We start from the raw sequence: 20,907 nt of genomic DNA, 5'->3' as shown, positions 1-20,907 counted from the left end.
TGAACCCTCCGGGATGCCGTTTCCGCCACCACCACGTGGAGGGAAAAGTGAAGATTGTCGGGTGCGCTGGCTGCTGCGTCGCCCCGTCCGCCTGGTGCCGATCGGGTTCGGCCTGGCGATCCTGGTCGGCACGCTGCTGCTCATGCTGCCGTGGGCGACCGGCCAGCAGCGGTACACCCCCTTCATGATCGCGCTGTTCACCGCGACGTCGGCGATCTCGGTGACCGGCCTGACGGTGGTGGACACCCCGAACTACTGGACCGAGTTCGGCCTGGCGATGATCACCGTGCTCACGCAGATCGGCGGGCTCGGCATCCTCACCGGCGCGACGCTGGTCATCCTCGCGGTGGCCCGCCGGCTCGGGCTGCGAAACCGGCTGCTCGTGCAGGCCGAGACCGCCGAGTTCGGAATCGGCGACATCCGGCGCCTGCTGCTGCGCATCGCCGCCACCTCACTGGGCTGCCAACTGATCATCATGGCGATCCTGACGCTGCGACTGTCGGGCCGCTACGACTACGAGCTCGGCAGGGCGCTCTGGATCGGCGTCTTCCACGCCGTCCAGTCCTTCAACAACGGCGGCTTCGCCCTCTACACCGACAACCTCATCGGCTTCTCCCAGGACCCGTGGATCACTCTGCCGCTCGCCTTCGGAAGTATCGTCGGCGGGCTCGGCTTCCCGGCCCTCTTCGAGGCCGTCCGCGAGTGGCGGCACCCGGCGGGCTGGGCGGTGGCCACCAAGCTCACCGTCTGGGGCAGCCTCGTGCTGCTGGTGCTCGGCTCCGGCGCCCTGCTCCTGTTCGACTGGTCCAACCCGTACACGTTGGGCATCCATTCCTGGCCGCAGAAGACACTGATCGCGTTCACCCAGAACGCCTTCATCCGCACCGGCGGGTTCAACGTCGTCGACATCGACGCGCTCGGCGAGGAGAGCGTTCCGTTGATCATCGCGTTGATGTTCATCGGTGGTGGCAGTGCGAGCACGGCCGGCGGCATCAAGGTCAGTACGTTCTTCCTGCTCGCCTTCGTCATCTGGGCCGAGCTACGCGGCGAGCCGGACGTCACGGTCGGGCACCGGCGGGTCGCCACCGCCAGCCAGCGCCAGGCCATCACGGTGGCGCTGCTCGGGGTGGCGCTGGTGGTCGCCGGCACCGTGGCCCTGATCCTGCTCACCGAGGGAGTGCCGTACCACGCCGCGCTGTTCGAGACGACCTCGGCGTTCACCACCACCGGCCTGTCCCTCGGCATCGCCGCGGAACTGCCCCACGGCGGGCAGCTCGTCCTGATCGTCCTCATGTACATCGGCCGGGTCGGGCCGCTGACCCTCGGGTCGGCGATCGCGTTGAACACCCGGCGCAGGCTGTACCGCTACCCGGAGGAGCAACCCATTGTCGGCTAACACTTCCGAACCCGGTGGCATCGTGGTGATCGGACTGGGCCGGTTCGGGTCCCACCTGGCCGGCTCCCTGATCCAGCAGAAACACCAGGTCCTGGCGATCGACCGGGACGCCGCCCCGGTGCAGCGCTGGTCGGCCCAGCTCGACCGGGTGGTGCAGGCCGACGCGACGGACGAGAGCGTCCTCCGGCAGCTCGGCGTGGAGGACGTCGAGCGGGCCGTGGTGGCGATCGGCGACTCGGTCGAGGCGAGCGTGCTCACCGTGCTCGCGCTGGTCGAGCTGGGCGTGCCGCAGGTGTGGGCCCGCGCGACGTCGAGCAAGCACGCCAAGATCCTGTCGTCGGTCGGCGCCCACCACGTGATCTTTCCCGAGCGGGAGACCGGTGAGCGGGTGGCGCACCTGATCGTCAGCAAGATGCTCGACTTCATCGAGTTCGGCGACGACTTCGCGATCGCCAAGGTGCTCGCCCCACCGAGCATGACCGGGCGTCCCCTCGCCGAGTTGCGGCCGGCGGACCAATACAACGTCAGGGTCGTCGGGGTCAAGCTCCCGGACGAGCGGTTCCGGTACGCCACCGACGCCACCGTGCCGGCACCCGGAAGCATGCTGATCGTGGAGGGGAGCATCGACGCGGTACAGCGGTTCGCGGCGCTCAGCTGAGCGCCGCGCGCTCAGTCGTCGTCGCCCTCATCGTCGTCGTCATCGTCGTCATCGTCGTCGTCCCGCTCCACGACCTTCATCCCGCCACCCTTGCCAGCGCCGCCGCGCTTGGCCTTGGTAACGGACGAGCCGGAATCCCGGGACGTCGCCGCCTTCTTCGTCGCCGCCTTCTTCGCCGGCGCCTTCTTCGCCGGCGCCTTCTTCGCCGGTGCCTTCTTCACCGGCGCCTTCGTGGCGGGGGCCGTGCTGGGGACCGTTCCCGCCACCCCGGAGACCTGGACGCCGCACAGTTCGTCGGCGATGCGGAACTCCACCGGCAGCGGATTCACCCCGGTGTAGCGACCGGTGAGCGTGAACTTCTCGGTCCCGCCGGGGGCCAGCGCGGCCCGCTCGGGCGCGGGCCGTACGTGGACGTTCCGACCCTCCTGGCGGACCGGCACCGGCGACGCCTTGGTCACCGTCTGCTGGGCGGGGAAGGCGAAGGCGAGCCGCCAGTCGCGCAGTTCCCGGCCACCGGTGTTGGTGAGCGACACCTCCGCCGCGAAGTCCTTACCCGAATCGGTACGCAGCGCGTACGTCACCCGGCAGGAGATCTCCTCCTCCGCGCCCATCCGCACCTCGGTCGGCTGGTCGACGCCGCCGCTCGCCGAACTGCCGGAGGTCACCCCCCACATCGTGGCCGTCACCGCGACCAGCCCCGCGGCGGCCACCCCGGCCTCCACCCGCCGCCGCCGGGCCAGCGCCCGCCGGTTGCGCTTGCGGGAGAAGGGCAGCGCGTCGGTCGACGCCGACCAGGGCAGGATCGTGGTGCCGAGGTTCGCCACGGTGGTCACGTCGACGAGGCCACCGAGAGCCGGGGAGACCGGCACGGCGGCGACCATGCCGGCGGCCGCCGCGAGCGTACGCGCGACCTCGGCGGTGACCGGCCGGTCCTCGGGGCGCTTCGCCAGGCAGCGGCGCACCAGGTCGGCGACCTCGTCGGGGAGCCCCGGCACCGGCGGCATCGGCTCGGGGTCGTTGTACATGTGCGCGCGCAGCATCTGCGTGGTGGTGCTCGCCTCCCAGGGGAGCCGGCCGGTGAGCATGCGGTAGAGCAGCAGCCCCACCGCGTACACGTCGGTGGCCGGTGACACGTCACCGTTGTCGAGCCGCTCCGGGGCCAGGTACGCGGGGGTGCCGAGCAGCGCCCCGTCCGGGCCCTTCTCCTTCTCCCCCACCAGCGCCGAGATGCCGAAGTCGACGACCTTGACGCCGGTCGTCGTCAGCATGATGTTGCCGGGCGTGACGTCCCGGTGCACCACCCCGCGCGCGTGGGCGGTGGCCAGTGCGGACGCCACCTCCGCGCCGACCGTCACCGCCTCCCGCCAGGGCAGCCGTCCCCGCCGCAGCCGCCCGGTCAGGGACTCGCCGTCGATCAGTTCCATGACCACGTACGGCACGGTCAGCCCGACCTGCTCGGACTCGCCGTAGTCGTACACGTTGGTGATGTTGGGGTGGCACAGCCGGGCGGCGGCCTGGGCCTCGACCCGGATCCGGTGCCGGAAGGCCCGGTCGCTGGCGAGCCGGGAGGCGAGCACCTTGACCGCCACCTGGCGGCCGAGCACCTCGTCGTAGCCCCGCCAGACCACGGACATGCCGCCGGCACCGAGCTGCTCGATCAGCCGGTACCGCTCACCGAGCAGTTGCGCGCCGTCGCGGACCCCTCCCATGGGGATCGTTGTTGCCCCGGACCGGCCGGGCTACACCTCCGAACCGGATTCGGTTCGCGAAGTCACCCGATCAGGCGGTGGCGAGCAGTTGGTCGACCGGGGCGTAGTCGTCGGTCAGCACCAGCGCGTCGCCGACGAAATCGCCCAGCGCCTCGTCGTCGAGCACGGTCACCGACGGGTCGACCCGGTCGAGCCGGGTGCGGACCGCCTCCAGCGGCAGCGGGGCGTCCGAGGCGACGATGAGGAAGTTCGAGCCCTTCTCGCCGGCCAGCGCGGCGGGCGGGGCGATCAGGGCGACGTGCCGGAACTCGGCGGCCACGGTGGCGACCTCGCTGCGGATGAACCGCATCGGCGGGTAGTCGATGACGTTCTGCACGTACACCCCGCCGGGGCGGGTCACCCGGCGGATCTCGGCGGCCATCTCGCGGGTGGCGAGGTGCCAGGGCACCACCAGGTGCCCGAACGCGTCCCCCACCACCAGGTCGCGACTGCCCGCGGGCTCGTCGGCCACCAGCATCCGGGCGTCGCCCACCACCGCGCGCAGGTCCGGTCCCTGGCGTACGCCGAGCTTCTCCTCGCCCAGCGTGACCAGCCCGCCGTCGATCTCGAACACGACGTTGCCGGTGCCCGGGCGGGTGGCGGTCAGGTACCGCGGCACGGTGAACCCGCCCCCACCGAGGTGCAGCGCGTCGAGCCGCCGCCCGGCCGGTGCCGCCACGTCCGCCACCGCGCCGATCCACTTCGTGTACGCGTACTCCAGGTGGGTCGGGTCGGCCAGGTCCACGTACGAGTGCTCCGCCGAGTTGAGCAGCAGCGTGCGCCCGCCCTCCCGGCGGGGGTCGGCCTCGACCCGGGCGCAGTGGTACGCGGTCTCGATGTCGCACGGGTTCGGCGCGACGGCGGTCAGGCCGGCGCCGACCAGGCCGAGCACCGCGAGGCTCGCCGACACCCGGGCCGGGCCGGTCAGCTGCGCGCCGGCGCTCCGGCGCAGCCACCCGCCGAGGGCCAGCCCGGTGACCCCGAGGGACACCGCCAGGCCGAGCAGGATAACCGTGCTTGGCAGGGCCGCCACCAGCACGAAGCCGGTGACCAGGGTGGCCGTGACGGCGCCCAGCGTGCCGATCGAGGAGAGCCGGCCGACGACCTGGCCGGTGCGGCGCAGGTCGGCGAGCTGGAGCTTGACCACCATCGGGGTGACCGCCGACAGCAGCATCGCCGGAATGAACACGGCGAGCGCGACGAGCAGGAGGATCGCGCTGGCGGCGCCACCGCGCAGCACCTCACCGGCGTAGCGGACCGCGGGCAGGGTCACCGCGGTGGCGATGCCGGCCAGCACCAGGGCCGGCGCCAGCAGGGTACGCGGGTCCCGCCGGTCGGCCAGCCACCCGCCGGCCCACGCCCCGTACGCGATGGCGGCCAGCGCGATGCCGATGACCGAACTGGTCACCTGGAGCGTCACCCCGACGTACGGGCCGACCAGGCGCAGCGCGGCGGTCTCCAGCACCAGGACCGCGCCGCTGGAGAAGAAGACCAGGAACGCGGCGAGCCCGGTGGGCAGGGCCCGGCCGGTCGCCGGCGCGGGTCGGGCCGGCGGGACCGTGACGTCGGACGATGCAGGGTTCACCCGCGCGATGGTACGCAGCGAACCTGACCGCCCGGGTCAGTACATCGAAACGTGAACATGGTTTGTGTGGTCGGCGGCGGGGCTGCCCCCACCGCTGTACGACCGCCATCCGGTGCTCGGCATCCAGATCTGCCGGTACCAGATCACGTACATCACGCCGAGGCGGCTCGCGTTGTTCTTCAGGTACGCGGCCAGGCGATCACCGTACGTCTTGTCGCCGCCGGTCGCGGAGACGTTCTCGAAGCCGCCCGTGGCGGCGGAGAAGTCGCAGGCCCGCCCCTTCGGGTGCTCGCCGTCGCCGCCGCTGCGGTGGCAGGAGGAGTGCCGCGTGAAGCCGGCCGCCTTGGACTGCTGGAGCATGTGCAGCGTGCGCGGGGTGATGCAGCCCGAGGTGGTCGGGTCGTCCACCGAGCAGGACTCCGACGGCCACGAGCCGTCCGAGTTGCGTGGGGCCGGCCTGGCGCTGGCCGACGAACCGCTGAAGCCGGAGCTGCCCCCGGAGCTGACCGACGCGAGTGCCGCCTCGGCCGCCTTCTTGTTCTTGGCCAGCACGGCGACCTGCTTGGTCTGCTCGCGGACCTCGACGTCGATGGCGATCTTGGCGTCCCGCGCCGCCTGCCGGGCCTCAGTCAGCTCCCGCACCTTCCGGCCGTCGCGCTGGGCCATCGTGTCCAGGCTCGCCACCCGCTCCAGGAACGCCTCCGGCGACGAGCTCTCCAGCAGCATCGCCGCCGAGGTGAGCCGGCCCAGCCGGTACGACTGCGCCGCCACCTCCGCCACCTGGGCGGTCAGGTCGACCAGGCGCACCTCGATGGCCTGGACCTCGGCGGTCAGCGCCTTCTGCCGCCGCTTGGAGTTCTCCAGCTTGGTGGTCGCCTCGATGTGCGCCTTGGCGGTGGCCGCCAGGGCGTCCCGCAGCTTCTTCGTCCCGCCCTCGTTGGGCTCCGCGTACGCGGGCACCGCACCGACGCCGAGGAGCAGCGCCACGGCGGCGAGGAGGGCGATCAGCGGGCCGCGACGCCCGCGGGGCAGGGTCGTACGCACGTCCATCCTTCCGTCGGCCGCCGGCCCCCGGTCGGTGCCACTGCGCGGCGGCGGCCCCGCCGGGCGCCGGTGGCGGCCCGCGGGCGGAGACCGCCGGACACGATACCGGACCGCTCACCGCTGACCAGGCCCGCGACCCGACAGACCATCGAACATCGACGCTCCGTCGCGGTGCCGGTCACGCTCCGCCGAGCAGCGCGTCCCGTACCGCGGTCCACACCCGCTCGTTCGCGGCGACGAGCAACCCGTGCCCGTCGTCGGCCGGGTGGTACTCGGTGCCGTCGAACCGCCGGGCGACACCGCCGGCCGCCCGCACCAGGAGGGTGCCGGGGGCGTGATCCCACGGCAGGGTGCGCCAGAAGAGCACGAACTGCTGGTCGCCGGTGAGCACGTCCAGGTACTCCCGGCCGGCGCAGTGCTGACCGGGGAGCAGCTCGCCCAGCCGCGCGCCGCCGGCCTCCACCCGCGCCCGGGCCGGGGACGGCAGGAAGCGGAACATCGCGGCGCCGCGCAGGTCACCGGGCGCGGAGGGCGCGTCGCCCGTCCGCACCGGCCGCCCGCCGAGGTACGTCCCGGCACCGGCCCGAGCCATGGCCAGGGTGTCCGCCAGCGGGTCGAGCACCCACGCGGCGGCCGGCTCCCCGTCGGTCAGCAGCGCCACCATCAGCGCGAAGGGGCGGCGGCCGGCCGCGAAGTTGCCGGTGCCGTCGATCGGGTCCACCAGCCACACGTCACCCGAGCCGCGCAGGTGCCGCAGCAGGCCCGGATCGTCGGCGACCGCCTCCTCGCCGACCACCACCGACCCCGGCCGCAGCCGGCGCAGGCCCGCCGAGATCAGCTCCTCGGCCGCCCGGTCGGCGACGGTGACCAGGTCGCCCGGGGCCTTCTCCGCGACGTCGTCGTCGTCGAGCTTGCGGAACAGCGGCAGCACGGCCTGGTCGGCCGCCTCGCGCAGCAGCCCACCGACGTCGTCGAGCAGGGTGTCAGCCACGCGGCGGGAGCTTGACCACGCTGACGAAGAACTCGTCGATCTGACGCACCACCGAGATGAACCGCTCGAAGTCCACCGGCTTGGTCACGTACGCGTTCGCGTGGAGCTGGTAGCTGCGCAGGATGTCCTCGTCGGCCTGCGAGGTGGTGAGCACCACGACCGGGATCCGGCACAGCTGCTCGTCCTTCTTGATCTCTTCGAGCACCTCCCGCCCGTCCCGGCGGGGCAGGTTCAGGTCGAGCAGGATCAGGTCCGGCTGGACCGCGTCCGCGTACGGCCCCTCACGCCGCAGGTACGCCAGGGCCTCGGCACCGTCGGACACCACGGTCAGGCGGTTGCGGAGCTTGTGCTCCTCGAACGCCTCCTGGGTCATCAGCACGTCGCCCGGGTCGTCCTCGACCAGCAGCACCTCGATCGGGCTGTTGCCGTCCGCCGGCACGGTCATCCCACCGTCTCCCTCATGTCACCCGTTCTACCGCTTCCCCGCTCGCCGCCGGGGCCGTCCGCCGTTCCGGCGCCGTCCGCGTCGCCGTCCGTCGGCCCGGCACCGGTCATCGGGTCCCCCGCCGGTCCACCGTCCACGCGACCGCCCGACCCGTCGTCCGTCGGCCCGTCGGTCGTGCCGGCGGTCGCGGCCTCCCCGGTGTCGTCGCCCTCGGCGGCGCGCACGTCCTCGGGCAGCGCGGGCAGCGTGAAACGGATCGCCGTCCCCTCGGCGAGGCTGGTGTCGACCCAGACCCGACCGCCGTGGTACTCGGCGATCTTCTTGACGATGGCCAGCCCGATGCCGGTCCCCGGGTACGCGTCCTTCGCGTGCAGCCGCTGGAAGATGACGAAGATCTTGTCGGCGAACTCCGGCTCGATCCCGATGCCGTTGTCCGCGCAGCTGATCTCCCACTCGTCGCCGACCAGCCGGGCCGACACGTGCACCTTCGGCGGGACGTCCGGGCGCCGGAACTTGATCGAGTTGCTGACGAGGTTGGCCAGCAGGTTCGTCAGCAGCGGCTCCTCGCCCCGGATCACCGGCAGCTCGCCCCAGGTCAGCTCCGCGTCGGTGTACTGGCGGGCGGCCTCGGTCTGCGCCGCCACGTCGCCCATCACCTTGTTGAGGTCGACCTCGGTGAAGCCGGTGGTGAGCCGGCCGATCCGGGAGAAGGCGAGCAGGTCGTTGATGAGCCGCTGCATCCGCTGCGCCCCGTCCACGGCGAACGCGATGTACTGGTCGGCGCGCTCGTCGAGTTGACCCGCGTACCGGCGCTGCAGCAGCTGGCAGAAGCTCGCCACCTTGCGCAGCGGCTCCTGCAGGTCGTGGGAGGCGACGTACGCGAACTGCTCCAGGTCACGGTTCGAGCGGGTCAGCTCCTCGGCCTGCTTCTGGAGTTGGCTGTTGACCCATTCGATCCGCTCACGGGCCTCGCGTACCTCGTCGAGGTCCTTCGCGATCTTCTGCCGCATGGCGTCCACGTCGGTCGCGACCATGAGGAACTCCGGGGGGCCGGAGCCGGCGATCCGGTGCCGGTAGTCACCCTCGGCGACCTCCCGGACCTGCCCGGCCAGGTCGGTCAGCGGACGGACCACGATCCGGTCCAGCGAGACCAGCAGCACCCCACCGGCGACGACGACCACCAGCGCGGCCACGATCAGCAGCACGACCACCAGCGTGCTGGTCCGGTAGATGTTCTGTGCGCCCTCCTCGCGCTCGGCCAGGATGCCCTCCTGGAGCGCGGCGAGCGAGGCGCGGATGCCGTCGAAGCGTTGCCGGCTCTCGTCGCCGATCAGCGCCTGACCGGCCGCCGTCCCGCCCTGCGTGGTGGCCTGGATGACCGGTTCGGCGACCGCGCCCCGCCAGGCGGCGGCGCGGGACTCCACCGTGTCCAACTGCCGCGCCAGGTCCGGGTACGTGCCGACCAACGACCGCATCCCCCGGTAGAGGTCCTGCTCGCGGTCCAGGCTCTCGGTGTACGGCGTCAGGTTCGCCCGGTCACCGGTGACCGCGTAGCCGCGGACCGCGGTCTCCTGGTTGACCAGGACCGCGAGCAGTTCCTGGGACTGCGCCCGCAGCGGGCCCCAGCGGTCCAGCACCTCGTGGGTGTACTGGCGGTTCTGGGCGGCCGCCCCGATGACGGCGGCGACCAGGATGCTCAGCAGGACGCCGACCACCGCGAGCAGCGCGCCCACGCGGCGGCGGAGCGTCCAGCCCTGGGCCCCGGTCGTCACCGGCCACCGCCGCGGGTGACCAGCAGCATGGCGACGTCGTCGGCCAGTGGGCCGCCGTTGAGCTGCTCGGCCCGGCCGACCAGCCAGGCCGGCAGCTCGGGCAGGGGCACCCCGGCGGTGGCCGGGTCGGCGAGCAGGCCCGCCAGGCCGTCGACGTCCAGGCGCTCGTCGCCCTCGCCCACCCGCCCCTCGATCAGACCGTCGGTGTACATCAACAGGGACCAGTCCTCGGTGTCGAACTGCAGGTCGTACGCGACCGGCCGCCGGGGCCGTACGCCCAGCAGCAGCCCGCCGGTCGCCGGGACGGGCGCGACCCGCCCCCCGCGAAGCAGCAGCGGCGGCGGGTGCCCGGCCAGCCGCACGGTGGCCCGGTTGGCGTCCAGGTGCAGCCGGGTGGTGGCGACGGTCGCGAAGATCTCCTGGAGCCGGCGCTCGCTCATCAACACCTGCTCCAGCGCCGGCAGCACCTCGTCGTCCGGCACCCCGGCCAGGATCAGCGCCCGCCAGGCGACCCGCAGCTCGACGCCGAGCGCCGCCTCGTCCACACCGTGCCCGCAGACGTCGCCGACGATCAGGTCGAGGCGGTCGGGGCGGGTCTGCACCACGTCGAAGAAGTCGCCGCCGATCAGGGCGGCGTGCCGGCCCGGCCGGTAGAAGGTGTGCACCGCGACCTGGTCGGTCGTCATCAGCGGCTGCGGCAGCAGGCCGCGCTCCAGGCGGGCCGACTCGGCCTGGCGCAGCTCCACCTCGCGCAGCCGGCGGGCGTTCTCGTCGGCCCGCTTGCGCTCCACCGCGTACCGCAGGGCACGGGTCAGCAGCACCCCGTCGACCTGGCCCTTGACCAGGTAGTCCTGTGCGCCTTCGGCGACCGCGACGATGCCGAGGTGCTCGTCGGACCGGCCGGTGAGGACACACACCGCCGCGCCGCTGGCCATCTCCAGCACCTGGCGCAGCCCGTCGATGCCCTGCGCGTCCGGCAGGCCGAGGTCGAGCAGGACGCAGTCCACACCCATCACCCGCTTGCGGGCGTCGCGCAGGCTGGTCGCCACCAGCAGGTCGATGCCCGAGTTGGTCTCGGCGAGCAGCTCGCCGACCAGGAAGGCGTCGCCCTCGTCGTCCTCGACCAGCAGCACGCGCAGCCGCTCGCCGGGTGGCACGGTGCCGTGGTGCCCGAGAGCGCCGACCGGTTCGGCCCGGCCCACGACGGAAGGGCCGGCCAGGCCGGCCCCCCGGTGCGGCCGGGTCACCGCCGCGAGACGCGGAAGTTCGCTGGTGATGTCGGGGCTCCTTCCGAGTGCCCTGCTGATCCTGTATTAGACAACGGTCCCACACAACACGACGGCCTCGGCTCGACGCCCGATGCCCCCGATCACGGGACGGGCCGGCGCAGAGGGGATGAATCCGGCGAGCCGTCGTCGAGACCGGCCGCACCGGCAGTCCCGCCGGCGCCCGGCGGGGTGCAGGATGGTGCCACCCGCACCCCGAGGAGTCCCGTGGGCGTACCTCCCCTCCCGACCACGAAGCGCCGGTCCGCCGCCGCGACCGCGCTGGTCCGCTCCGCCGAACGCGCCCTGGCCCGACCCCGCCGGCGCCTCGCCGCCGCCGTGGCCGCGCTGGTCGCGCTCGTCGCGGTCGGCGCCGTCACCCTGCTCGACCTGCGCGCCCCCGAGCCGCGCCCGGCCGACACGGCGCCCGGCGAGTTCAGCGCGGCGCGGGCGTACGAGCACGTGCGGGTCGTCGCGGCCCGCACCCACGTGGCCGGCAGCCCGGCCAACGACCAGGTCCGCGAACACCTGGTCGGGGTGCTGCGCGGCCTCGGCCTGGAGGCCGGGGTGCAGGACACGGTCGCCCCCGAGGCCGGCCAGCTCAGCGGCGCGGCCGGGGGCGCGACCCTGGCCCGGGTACGCAACGTGGTGGCCCGCCTTCCCGGCACCGACCCGACCGGGAAGGTCTTCCTCGTCGCGCACTACGACTCCGTCCAGGTGGGGCCGGGCGGCAACGACGACGCCGCCGGCACCTCGACCATCCTGGAGGTGGCCCGGGCGCTCACCGCCGGACCGCGGCCCCGCAACGACGTCGTCTTCGTGCTCACCGACGCCGAGGAGGCGTGCCTGTGCGGCGCGGCCGCGTTCGCGTCGGCCCACCCCCTCGCCGCGGACGGCGGGGTCGTGCTGAACCTGGAGGCGCGGGGCTCGACCGGGCCGGTGATCATGTTCGAGACGTCCGAACGGAACGCCGCCCTGGTCGACGCCTTCGGCCGGGCCGCGCCGCACCCCGTGGGCACCTCGTTCGCGGTCGAGATCTACCGCGCCCTGCCGAACGACACCGACTTCACCGCCTTCCTCGACGAGGCCGGCTTCGTCGGGCTGAACTCGGCGTACATCGACGGCGGGGCGATCTACCACACCCCGCTGGACACGCCGGCCGCGATGGACCGGGCCAGCCTCCAGCACCACGGCGACAACACGCTCGGCCTGGCCCGCGAGTTCGGCCGGGTCGACCTGGCGACGCTCGACGCCGGGCACGACGCCACGTACTTCCCCGTCCCCGGTGGGCTGGTCCGCTACCCGGGCTGGCTGGTGCTGCCGCTGGCGCTGCTCGCGCTCGCCGGCGTGGTCGCGCTCGGCTGGCTCGCCCGGCGCCGGGGGCGGGTGACCACCGGCCGGTTGGCCGCCGGCTTCGGCCTGGCGCTCGTGCCGCTGGTGGCCGCCCCGGTCGGCGCGACCCTGCTCTGGGCGGGGATCACCGCGGCACGCCCCGGCTACGCCGAACTGCTCGACCCGTACCGGCCCACCTGGTACCGGCTCGCCGTGCTGGCGCTCGCCGCGGCGCTCCTGTTCACCTGGTACGCCCTCACCCGCCGGCGGATCGGCCCGGCCGCGCTGGCCGTCGGCGCGCTCGGGTGGCTGGCCCTGCTCGGGGTGCTGCTGGCCGTGCTGGTGCCCGGCGGCGCGTACCTGGTGACCCTGCCCGCCCTGGCCGGCGCCCTCGCCGGGCTCGTCGCGCTCGCCACGCGGATCGACGGGCCGTGGCCGGTGGTCGCGGTGACGCTGGCCGGCGCGGTGGCCGTGGCGGTGCTGCTGCCCACCGTCGTGCTGCTCTTCCCCGCGCTCGGCATGGCGATGGGTGGTGTCGCCGCGCTCGTGGCGGTGCTGCTCGGCCTGGCGGCGCTGCCCGTGGTCGACCTGCTGCACCCGCAGGCCGGCGGGCAGCGCGGGACGGTCGCCCTCCGGGCCCGCCGGCTCGGCGCGCTGCCGGCCGCCGCCGCGACGCTCGCGGCCGTGGTGTTCGCCGGCGTCGGGCTCGGCGTCGACCGGTTCGACGCCGCGCACCCCGTGCCGACCCACCTGATGTACGCGCTCGACGCCGGCACCGGCCAGGCCCGTTGGCTCAGCCACGAGGCCGAGCCGCGGCCGTGGACCGACGGGTACGTGGACGGCGACCCCGTCTCCGTGGCCGACGAGTTCCCGGCCTTCGGGGACGAGCGGCTGCTGGCCGGGCCGGCCCAGGCGGCGGGCCTGCCCGCCCCGAGGCTGGACGTCCTCGCCGACACCACCGCCGGTGCGGAACGCACCCTGCGGCTACGGCTCACGCCGCAGCGGCCGGCCCGCCTGGCCGCCCTGCACGTCGACACCGGCACGGCGACCGTGCTGCGCGCGGAGGTGGCCGGCCGGTCGGTGCCGGTCGAGCCGCGCGAGGGCCGCTGGGGCTTCGGGGTGGTCGTCCACGCACCGCCGGCCGAGGGCATCGAGGTGACGCTGACGGTGACACCGAAGGCGGGCCAGGTGGCGTTCCGCGCGATGGACGCCAGCGACGGCCTGGACGCGCTCCCCGGCTTCCGCCCCCGCCCACCGGACGTCGGCATCGTCGGCTCACACAGCTCGGAGCTGCTCGCGGTGGCCCGCACGTACCCGCTCTGAACCCGGTCACCCGAGGAAACCTGGTAGCCGGAACGACGAGGGGTCCCGACCGGGGCGAACCCTCCCGGCCGGGATCAGCAGCCGGTGACGCTCAGCGGAGCACCTCGCGCCAGGCCGGGTCGGCCCCGCGCCAAGCCCCCGCAAGGATGGCCGCCGAACTACGGCTGTGGCACTCCAGCACCTTCGACCGGCCGTTCGCACCACCGATCTGCGCCTGCACCTCCCAGCGCCGACCGTCGGTGCGGATATAGACGTCACGACGTCCTCGCGCCGTCGCGTCCCCGTTCCACCAGTGCTCCTCGACGATCACCTGGCGACCGTACAACAGCTGCCCGGACGGCCGGTAGCGGTAGCCACCAGGCCACCGTCGCTACTTCCAGCGGAAATGGATGAAGAGGCGGCCGAAGTTCTTCGAGTCCTTCTCGACCCGGTGGTAGAGCGCCTTGACGTCCTTCTGGTCGAGGAACCGCAGCACCCGCTTCTTGAGCTGGCCGGAACCCTTACCGGGGATGATCTCCACGAGGGTGGCCTTCTTCGCCACCGCCTCGTCCATGATCCCGCGCAGGGCACGGTCGATGTCGGTGCCCTTGTTGTAGATGTCGTGCAGGTCCAGCTTGAGCTTCACGGCCGGGCCTCCACCGGGTCGGGTTCCATGGCAGCCCCATCGTAGGCGGCCCGCCGCTCGGCGGACCCGGGCACCGGCCCTGCCGGGCGGCTCCGCCCGCCGGAAATCGGTCGACATCGCCGCCGCCGACGACCACCGTCGGGGGATGCGACAGGAGGACCTCTGGAACGCCGACGCCGCGGCCCGCTACGACACCCCGGGCACGGGCATGTTCGCCCCCGATGTGCTCGGGCCGACGGTGGACCGACTCGTCGAGCTGGCCGGGGACGGCCGCGCCCTCGAGTTCGCCGTCGGCACCGGCCGGGTGGCCGTTCCGCTCGCCGAGCGGGGCGTACCCGTCACCGGGATCGAACTGTCCCGCCCGATGATCGAGCGGCTGCGGACGAAGGTGGACGAGGAGACGATCCCGGTGGTCCGGGGCGACATGGCGGTCACCGCCGCCCCGGGGACGTACACGCTGGTCTACCTCGTCTTCAACACGATCTCCAACCTGTACACCCAGGCGGAGCAGGTCGCCTGCTTCCGCAACGCGGCCCGGCACCTCGAACCCGGTGGCCGGTTCGTGATCGAACTGTGGGTACCGGAGCTCCGCAAGCTCCCACCGGGCCAGCCGGCCGTGGTCTGGCACTGCGAGCCCGGCTACCTCGGCCTGGACACGTACGACGTGCTGCACCAGCGGGCCGTGTCGCACCACGTCCGGTACGACGAGGACGGCCAGGCCCGGGTCACCCTGAGCCCGCACCGCTACATCTGGCCGGCGGAGCTGGACCTGATGGCTCAGCTGGCCGGGTTCGAGCTGGAGAGCCGGCACGCCGACTGGGCCGGGGCGGAGTTCACCGCCGACTCGCGGTCCCACGTGTCCGTCTACCGCCTCCCGGCCTGACCGGGGGCGGAGACGACGACGGGGCGGCCCCCGGGAAAGGGACCGCCCCGTCGTCGCCGCTCAGCGGCCGAACCGGGTCTCCACCCGGCGCAGCGCCGCCTGGTAGTCGTCGTTCGCGTGGTGCATCGCCGCCGCGATGCGCAGGTGCCGCAGCGCGTCGGCCGGCCGGTTCAGCCGCTCCAGCGTCCGGCCCAGCACGTGGTGGGCGTAGTGGTCGCTGGGGTCCCGGTCGACCAGCTCGCGGAGCTGCTCCTCGGCCCGGTTGAGCTGGGCCGACTGGAAGTACGCGCGGGCCAGCAGCTGCCGGACGGCGGAGTTGCCGGGCTCGGCCTCGACGATCGGCTCGAGCAGCCGGGCCGCTGCGGTCGGGTCACCGGCTTCGAAGAACAGAGTCGCCCGCCGGTACTCGGCCAGAAGATCCATCCGACCCACCCCCTCGTGTCACATCGTCACTGAACCGACGCTGGCACAACACCAGCCGTACCGCGACTGTTCCCCGCTGGGAATTGCGCCGCCTTGCGGCACCGGGCGGCGCGTCAGACCGACCGGGCGGTGGCGAGGTCCCAGGCGCGGACGCCGCCGACGATGCCGGCCGTGTTCGGCACCACCACCACGTCGTCACCCATCCGGGTCAGTTGCTCGGGGCGGATCAGCCGCGAGTTGCCCCCGCCGAGGTAGAGCCGGTCCCAGCGGAAGACGGGCCGCAGGCCCTCCACCACCTGCCGTACCCGTCGCGACCAGAAGGCGTCCCCGAGCCGCCGCCGCTCGACCTCCCCGACGTACGTGTCGTAGCTGGTGCCCCAGCGCACGGGGGCGTGGGACAGCTCCAGGTGCGGGGCGAGCACGCCCCCGTCGAAGAGGGCGCTGCCCAGCCCGGTGCCGAGGGTCAGCACCAGCTCACAACCCGTGCCGGCGACCACCCCGGCCCCGTGCACCTCGGCGTCGTTGAGCACCAGCGCCGGCACCCCGAAGGCGTCGGCGAGGGCGCTGCGCGCGTCGTACCCCGACCACTCGGCGACCAGCTCGGGGTCCACCCGGCTGCGCGGGCCGGAGCGGGTGACGTAGTGCGGCGTGGCCACCACCACCCCGTGCCGGATCATGCCCGGCATCCCCACGGTCAGGCGGTCCGCCGGCGGCAGCCGCGACCCCAGGTCCCGCAGGGTCTTGACGAAGAGCGCGGGCGGCAGCGGGTACGGCGTCGGCACGCGTACCGGCCGCGCCCGCATGGTCCCGGCGGCGTCGAGAACCGACGCCTTGAGCCCACCGCCGCCGCAGTCGATCGCGAGAGTCGTCACCACGCCGAGAAGTGTGCCCGGTCCGTGGCGGACCACCCTCGCCGATCATGCATTTCCGGCCCACCGTATGCCAGCTTTGCCCCGTTGCGTCCGGACGCGAAGTGAAGATCGCGGGGTAGGTGGGGTGCGGATAGGGTTGCGGGCTGATGAGTGGGACGTTGGTTGTCAAAGGCCTGAGCGCGGGGCACGGGGAGCGGGAGCTCTTCGCCGGGCTCGATCTTGTCGTTGCGCCCGGGGACGTCGTCGGGCTCGTGGGGCCGAACGGTGCGGGCAAGTCGACGTTGCTGCGTACGCTCGCCGGGTTGTCGCCCGTCGAGGCCGGGAGCGTCACGATCAGCCCGCCCACCGCGAACGTCGGGCACCTGCCGCAGGAGCCGGAGCGGCGGGCCGGCGAGCGGGTCCGCGACTTCCTGGCCCGGCGCACCGGGGTCGCCGGGGCGCAGGCGACGCTGGACGCGGCCACCGAGGCGCTGACCGCGGGGGCGCCCGGCGCCGACGACGCGTACGCCGAAGCGCTGGACCGCTGGCTCGCCCTCGGCGGCGCCGACCTGGACGAACGCGCCGAGCAGGTCGCCGCCGACCTCGGCCTCGCCGTCTCCCTCGACCTGGAGATGACCGGCCTCTCCGGCGGCCAGGCCGCCCGCGCCGGGCTGGCGTCGCTGCTGCTCAGCCGGTACGACGTCTTCCTCCTCGACGAGCCCACCAACGACCTGGACCTGGCCGGGCTGGAGCGGCTGGAGGAGTTCGTCACCGGCCTGCGCGCCGGGACCGTCCTGGTCAGCCACGACCGCGAGTTCCTCACCCGCACCGTGACCCGCGTCCTCGAACTGGACCTGCACCAGCGGCAGGTCAACCACTACGGCGGCGGCTACGCCGCCTACCTGGAGGAGCGGAAGGTGGCGCGGCGGCACGCCCGCGCCGACTACGAGGAGTACGCCGAGACCCGCGCCGACCTGGAGGGGCGAGCCCGCATGCAGCGGGGATGGATGGAGAAGGGCGTGCGCAACGCCCGGCGCAAGGCCACCGACAACGACAAGATCGGCCGCAGGTTCCGCTCCGAGTCGAGCGAGAAGCAGGCGGCCAAGGCCCGGCAGACCGAGCGGCTCATCGAACGGCTGGAGGTGGTCGAGGAGCCGCGCAAGGAGTGGGAGCTGCGCATGGAGATCGCTGCCGCGCCCCGCGCCGGCGCCGTCGTGGCCACGCTCCGCGACGCCGTGGTACGCCGCGGCGCCTTCACCCTCGGCCCGGTGAACCTCCAGATCGACTGGGCGGACCGGGTAGCCGTCACCGGGGCGAACGGGTCCGGCAAGTCCACCCTGCTCGCCGCCCTGCTCGGCCGGCTGCCGCTGGACGCCGGACGGTCCTCGCTCGGGCCCGGTGTCGTCGTCGGCGAGGTGGACCAGGCCCGCGGGCTGTTCCTCGGCGACGCGCCGCTGCTCGACGCCTTCCGGCTGGCCGTACCCGACCTGTCACCGGCCGACGCGCGGACCCTGCTGGCCAAGTACGGCCTGCGCGCGGCGCACGTGCTGCGGCCCGCGGCGACCCTCTCTCCCGGTGAGCGCACCCGGGCGGCGCTGGCGCTGTTGCAGGGGCGCGGGGTGAACCTGCTGGTGCTCGACGAGCCGACCAACCACCTCGACCTGCCGGCCATCGAACAGCTGGAGTCCGCGCTGGCCGGCTACCCCGGCACGCTGCTGCTGGTCACCCACGACCGGCGGATGCTCGGCGCGGTGAGCGTCAACCGGCGGCTCCGGGTGGACGCCGGACGGATCGCCGAGGACTGATCCGTGCCGACCCGGTAGCGGCGGGTGAGAATGAGCCCATGCTCAAGTGGGAGTACGCGCTGCTGGTCCGCCGTCGGCAGGCGGCCACCACCGACGTCGGCTGGGAGGTCGTCTTCGTCTGGTACGGCCCGGACGGCACGATGGTCGACGTCACGCCGTACGGGGACACCGCGCTGGCCCATCTGAACCGGGCCGGCGACCAGGGCTGGGAGCTGGTCGCGATGAGCGAGGACCCGTCCCTGCCCGGCAACAACGAGCTGCACCGCTACCACCTGAAACGGCCCAAGCCGGCCGCTCCCCAGCCGCGTGCCCGGATGCGTACGGTGGGCCGGCCCCGCCGCACGATCTCCGGCTGACGCCCACCGCACTACCGGCCGGGCGCCGGAGCTCACGTCGGCCGCGATGCCGCCGGCGTGGCGGTGTCGACGACGCCGGGACCGCCCGATGCCGCCGCCATCGGGTCGATCGCGGGCGGGCGGGCGAGCCGAGTGTTGTGTCCCGGGGCCCGGGGCAGGTCCACCGAAGGGCAGGGCATACCAGGCGGCGATGTGGGTAACGGGCGGCCGGAGGTGGGCCGATGGTCGCGCTGGCACTGACCCCGCCCTCGGCCGAGCGGCTGCGGGCGGTCGACGAGTTCCTCGCCGAAGCCTGGACGGACCAGGCGCGGCACGACGACCGCCTGCGGGACCTCGCCGTCGAGGTGCGCTTCGACCGGGGGGTGGCTCACCTGACCGGGGAGGTCGGCGAGCCGGACGACCTGCGTCTGGTGCGGGACCGCGTCGGCCGGCTCGCCGGGGTCCTGGCCGTCTGGTGCCGAGTCCGCGTCGGCGGACGGGACCCCGTCGTGGTGGACCTGGGCTGCGGGCCGACCAAGCAGTGGCCGGGCAACCTGGGACTGGACATCTTCCCGGCGCCGGGCGTGGACGCGGTCGCGGACCTGTCGAGCACGCTGCCCCTTGCCGACGACTCGGTGGACGTGCTCTTCACCGTCCACATCCTGGAGCACCTGATCGACTTCCTGCCGCTGGTCGACGAGGCGCACCGGGTGCTGCGCCCGGGCGGCGTCCTGCACGTGATGAGCCCCTGGTGGGGGCACGTCAACGCGGTCGCCGACCCCACCCATGTCCGGCTGCTCGACGTCCAGACCATCAAGGGGATCTGCACGCAGCGCCCACCGGGCACCCCGCGTTGGTACCCGCTGCACGCCGGCTGCGACGGTGCCAGCATCTTCGCCGACCTGACCCCGCTCCCGCCCGACGCCGACGGCCCGTCCCCCTCCCACCTGGCCCGCTTCTTCGCCTAACCCACCCACCCCACCCCACCCCACCCACTCGGGTCGTGTCGATCATGGAGTTAGCGGGTGAATTGGAGATCAAACCACCCGCTAACTCCATGATCGACCAGGACGGCCCCGGGGGGGTGGGGGTGGGTGGGGGGTTAGGGGTGGGTGGTGGATTCGCGGGGGAGGAGGGTCCAGGGGGCGGGGAGGTCGCGTGGGGGGGCTGTGCGGTCGCCCACGAGGCGGTTGGCGAGGAGGTCGACCGCCAGGCGCGCGATGCGTTCCTTGTCCGGGGCGATGGTGGTCAGGGTGGGGACCGAGAAACGGCCGTCCTCGATGTCGTCGAAGCCGGCCACCGCGACGTCCTCCGGCACGCGCAGGCCGGCCTCGTGCAGGGCGCGCAGCGCGCCGAGCGCGAGGGTGTCGTTGAAGCAGAAGACGGCGTCGGGGCGTACCCCCGAGGTCAGCAGGGACCGCATCGCGGCCGCGCCCTCCGCGCGGTGCCAAGCCGGCGCGGGCGCCACGAGCGACTCGTCGTACGCGATGCCGGCGTCGGCGAGCGCGGCGGTGTAGCCGGCGAGCCGGAGCCGCGCGCTCGCGCCCTCGGGGGTGCGCCGCGACCCGATCGCGGCGACCCGGCGGCGGCCGAGCCCGATCAGGTGGGCGGTCATCGCCCGGGCGGCGGCGGCGTTGTCGATCCCCACCTGGTCGGCCGGGCCGTGGTCGACGCGTTCGCCGAGCAGCACCATCGGGATGCCGTCCAGGCCGGCCAGGTCGTCGGCGGTGAGCGCGAGTGGGCTGAAGATCAGACCGTCGATCATGTGGTCGCCGATGCCCGCGGCGGCGACCCGTTCCTGCTCCCGGCCGCCGCCGGTCTGGTCGATCAGGACCGTCCAGCCCAGCTCGGCGGCGGCGGTGACGACGTGCCGGGCCAGCTCGGCGAAGTACGGGATGTCCAGTTCCGGCACGGCCAGGGCGATCACCCCGGTGCGCCCCTTGCGCAGGTTGCGGGCGGACAGGTTGGGCCGGTAGTTCAGCTCGGCGATGGCCTCCTCGACCCGCGCCCGGGTGTCCGGCCGGACGTGCACGTAGCCGTTGACCACGTTGGAGACGGTCTTGACCGACACTCCGGCCCGCTCCGCGACGTCCTTGAGCCTGTGCCGCACCGCTCCCTCCCCCCACTGCTGGCCCGCACTCTACGGTGGCGGTCAAGGAAGGAAGGGCCCCTTGTTGACGCCTGGCGTTGTACAAGGGGCCCTTCTTGACACCTGCGTCGGCGCTACCGGGCGGCGACAGAGGGTGGGGAGATGGTCACCGTCGGCACGGTGACGGGGGCCACTCGACGGATCCGGAAAGCGACGGACGTATCGATCGGGCGCAGACCCTTGCGCGGAGCACGTACGGTGTGAAAATTTTCTACCAGCGGCACTTACTCAACGGCGGATGTTGCCGGGAGGGCCGCGTCGAACCCTGTCACGGGGG

Annotated in this window: 19 protein-coding genes; 7 read left to right on the top strand and 12 right to left on the bottom strand. The window is 73.5% G+C overall.

The annotated features are described in order from the left end of the window. Positions 1-61: 61 nt before the first annotated feature. Positions 62-1,396 (top strand): potassium transporter TrkG, encoded by a 1,335-nt coding sequence (locus AB0873_RS03165; protein WP_366598199.1) that lies wholly within the window; start codon positions 62-64, stop codon positions 1,394-1,396. Between the two features lie 25 nt (positions 1,397-1,421). After that, the gene (locus AB0873_RS03160) at positions 1,422-2,054 is read left to right on the top strand and encodes a TrkA family potassium uptake protein (protein ID WP_366598294.1); all 633 of its coding nucleotides are present in this window, start codon (positions 1,422-1,424) and stop codon (positions 2,052-2,054) included. A gap of 11 nt (positions 2,055-2,065) precedes the next feature. Here AB0873_RS03160 and AB0873_RS03155 read toward each other — a convergent pair whose 3' ends face one another. The 7 genes from AB0873_RS03155 to AB0873_RS03125 all read right to left on the bottom strand — a co-directional run bounded on the left by AB0873_RS03155 (position 2,066) and on the right by AB0873_RS03125 (position 10,841). After that, entirely contained in the window at positions 2,066-3,763 is a 1,698-nt protein-coding gene (locus AB0873_RS03155) for a serine/threonine-protein kinase (protein ID WP_366598198.1), read from the bottom strand. 70 nt (positions 3,764-3,833) lie between these two features. Next, positions 3,834-5,387, bottom strand: coding sequence for a fused MFS/spermidine synthase (locus AB0873_RS03150; protein WP_366598197.1), 1,554 nt, complete (start codon positions 5,385-5,387; stop codon positions 3,834-3,836). A gap of 36 nt (positions 5,388-5,423) precedes the next feature. Then, positions 5,424-6,431, bottom strand: a complete 1,008-nt coding sequence (locus AB0873_RS03145) for a hypothetical protein (RefSeq protein WP_366598196.1) — start codon at positions 6,429-6,431, stop codon at positions 5,424-5,426. Between the two features lie 178 nt (positions 6,432-6,609). After that, positions 6,610-7,422, bottom strand: a complete 813-nt coding sequence (locus AB0873_RS03140; protein WP_366598195.1) for an inositol monophosphatase family protein — start codon at positions 7,420-7,422, stop codon at positions 6,610-6,612. After that, complete coding sequence (locus tag AB0873_RS03135; protein ID WP_155330150.1) at positions 7,415-7,867, bottom strand: response regulator; 453 nt, start codon at positions 7,865-7,867, stop codon at positions 7,415-7,417. The genes AB0873_RS03140 and AB0873_RS03135 overlap by 8 nt, the downstream gene beginning before the upstream one ends. After that, positions 7,864-9,639, bottom strand: a complete 1,776-nt coding sequence (locus AB0873_RS03130) for an ATP-binding protein (protein ID WP_366598194.1) — start codon at positions 9,637-9,639, stop codon at positions 7,864-7,866. Before AB0873_RS03130 ends, AB0873_RS03135 begins: the two co-directional genes overlap by 4 nt. Next, positions 9,636-10,841, bottom strand: a complete 1,206-nt coding sequence (locus tag AB0873_RS03125) for a PP2C family protein-serine/threonine phosphatase (RefSeq protein WP_155330148.1) — start codon at positions 10,839-10,841, stop codon at positions 9,636-9,638. The genes AB0873_RS03130 and AB0873_RS03125 overlap by 4 nt, the downstream gene beginning before the upstream one ends. Before the next feature lie 345 nt (positions 10,842-11,186). On the opposite strand from AB0873_RS03125, the gene AB0873_RS03120 reads away from it, so the two are divergent. After that, a complete protein-coding gene (locus AB0873_RS03120) occupies positions 11,187-13,559 on the top strand; it encodes a M28 family peptidase (protein ID WP_366598293.1) in 2,373 nt (790 codons plus the stop codon). 91 nt (positions 13,560-13,650) lie between these two features. Here AB0873_RS03120 and AB0873_RS03115 read toward each other — a convergent pair whose 3' ends face one another. Both AB0873_RS03115 and AB0873_RS03110 read right to left on the bottom strand, forming a co-directional pair. Then, positions 13,651-13,869 carry a hypothetical protein gene (locus tag AB0873_RS03115; protein ID WP_155330146.1) on the bottom strand — a complete coding sequence of 73 codons (219 nt, stop codon included), beginning with the start codon at positions 13,867-13,869 and terminating at the stop codon, positions 13,651-13,653. A 60-nt stretch (positions 13,870-13,929) separates the two neighbouring features. Beyond that, a complete protein-coding gene (locus AB0873_RS03110; protein WP_155330145.1) occupies positions 13,930-14,184 on the bottom strand; it encodes a Smr/MutS family protein in 255 nt (84 codons plus the stop codon). A gap of 145 nt (positions 14,185-14,329) precedes the next feature. On the opposite strand from AB0873_RS03110, the gene AB0873_RS03105 reads away from it, so the two are divergent. After that, positions 14,330-15,067, top strand: coding sequence for a class I SAM-dependent methyltransferase (locus AB0873_RS03105; protein ID WP_366598193.1), 738 nt, complete (start codon positions 14,330-14,332; stop codon positions 15,065-15,067). 60 nt (positions 15,068-15,127) lie between these two features. Here AB0873_RS03105 and AB0873_RS03100 read toward each other — a convergent pair whose 3' ends face one another. Together AB0873_RS03100 and AB0873_RS03095 are read right to left on the bottom strand one after the other, a co-directional pair. Further along, a complete protein-coding gene (locus AB0873_RS03100) occupies positions 15,128-15,490 on the bottom strand; it encodes a tetratricopeptide repeat protein (protein ID WP_155330143.1) in 363 nt (120 codons plus the stop codon). A gap of 113 nt (positions 15,491-15,603) precedes the next feature. Beyond that, positions 15,604-16,365: an ROK family protein gene (locus tag AB0873_RS03095; RefSeq protein WP_366598192.1), complete on the bottom strand. Its 762-nt coding sequence runs from the start codon at positions 16,363-16,365 to the stop codon at positions 15,604-15,606. 143 nt (positions 16,366-16,508) lie between these two features. On the opposite strand from AB0873_RS03095, the gene AB0873_RS03090 reads away from it, so the two are divergent. The 3 genes from AB0873_RS03090 (at position 16,509) to AB0873_RS03080 (ending at position 19,449) form a co-directional block, all read left to right on the top strand. Next, on the top strand, positions 16,509-18,146 hold the full coding sequence (locus AB0873_RS03090; RefSeq protein WP_366598191.1) for an ABC-F family ATP-binding cassette domain-containing protein: 1,638 nt from the start codon (positions 16,509-16,511) through the stop codon (positions 18,144-18,146). A gap of 38 nt (positions 18,147-18,184) precedes the next feature. Continuing rightward, complete coding sequence (locus AB0873_RS03085; RefSeq protein ID WP_155330140.1) at positions 18,185-18,502, top strand: hypothetical protein; 318 nt, start codon at positions 18,185-18,187, stop codon at positions 18,500-18,502. A gap of 221 nt (positions 18,503-18,723) precedes the next feature. Further along, positions 18,724-19,449: a methyltransferase domain-containing protein gene (locus tag AB0873_RS03080; RefSeq protein ID WP_366598190.1), complete on the top strand. Its 726-nt coding sequence runs from the start codon at positions 18,724-18,726 to the stop codon at positions 19,447-19,449. A gap of 134 nt (positions 19,450-19,583) precedes the next feature. Here the strand turns inward: AB0873_RS03080 and AB0873_RS03075 are convergent, their stop codons facing one another. After that, complete coding sequence (locus tag AB0873_RS03075) at positions 19,584-20,591, bottom strand: LacI family DNA-binding transcriptional regulator (RefSeq protein ID WP_366598189.1); 1,008 nt, start codon at positions 20,589-20,591, stop codon at positions 19,584-19,586. Positions 20,592-20,907 lie beyond the last annotated feature (316 nt).

Source organism: Micromonospora sp. NPDC047707, assembly GCF_040704235.1.
Lineage (GTDB): Bacteria > Actinomycetota > Actinomycetes > Mycobacteriales > Micromonosporaceae > Micromonospora.
The sequence above is the reverse complement of the archived record's forward strand: the minus strand, read 5'-3'. Positions and strand labels throughout refer to the sequence as shown.